This is a genomic window from Thermorhabdus hydrogeniformans (assembly GCF_049310025.1).
GTDB lineage: Bacteria > Bacillota > Thermosediminibacteria > Thermosediminibacterales > Tepidanaerobacteraceae > JBJYKD01.
Genome location: NZ_JBJYKD010000082.1, coordinates 1 through 501, shown reverse-complemented (window position 1 = coordinate 501; position 501 = coordinate 1). Strand labels below are relative to the sequence as shown.

2 tRNA genes and 1 rRNA gene are annotated in these 501 nt (G+C 52.5%); all 3 read left to right on the top strand.

Going from position 1 to position 501, the window contains the following annotated elements:
* Positions 1 to 103 precede the first annotated feature (103 nt).
* Positions 104 to 179, top strand: a tRNA-Ala gene (locus ACKX14_RS15575).
* A gap of 66 nt (positions 180 to 245) precedes the next feature.
* Positions 246 to 322, top strand: a tRNA-Ile gene (locus ACKX14_RS15570).
* A gap of 68 nt (positions 323 to 390) precedes the next feature.
* Positions 391 to 501: ribosomal RNA gene (locus ACKX14_RS15565) — 23S ribosomal RNA — on the top strand; the annotation flags it as partial.

Here is a 501-nt window from a genome sequence, read left to right as displayed (position 1 = left end):
GTAGCCGTATCGGAAGGTGCGGCTGGATCACCTCCTTTCTAAGGAGAAACTTGACCCGGGCGTGGCACTGTTTGGTTTTGAGAGACCATTCTCTCAAAAAAGTGGGGGTGTAGCTCAGCTGGGAGAGCACCTGCCTTGCACGCAGGGGGTCAGGAGTTCGAATCTCCTCATCTCCACCATAAACCAAGTAAGAAGTAAGAGGTTGTAAGTCATAATAATCAACCAACACTTACAAAAAGGTAAGTGGGCTTATAGCTCAGCAGGTGAGAGCGCACGCCTGATAAGCGTGAGGTCGGTGGTTCGAGTCCACCTAAGCCCACCAAAATTTTGCACCTTGAAAACTGCACAGTGAAGTGGAAAAACGGGTAAATGAGAGAACAATTTCGCTAAGGTCAAGCGAAGAAGGGCACACGGAGGATGCCTAGGCGTAAGAGGGCGACGAAGGGCGCAGCGAGCGGCGAAACGCCCCGGGGAGCTGCAAGCAAGCTAAGATCCGGGGGT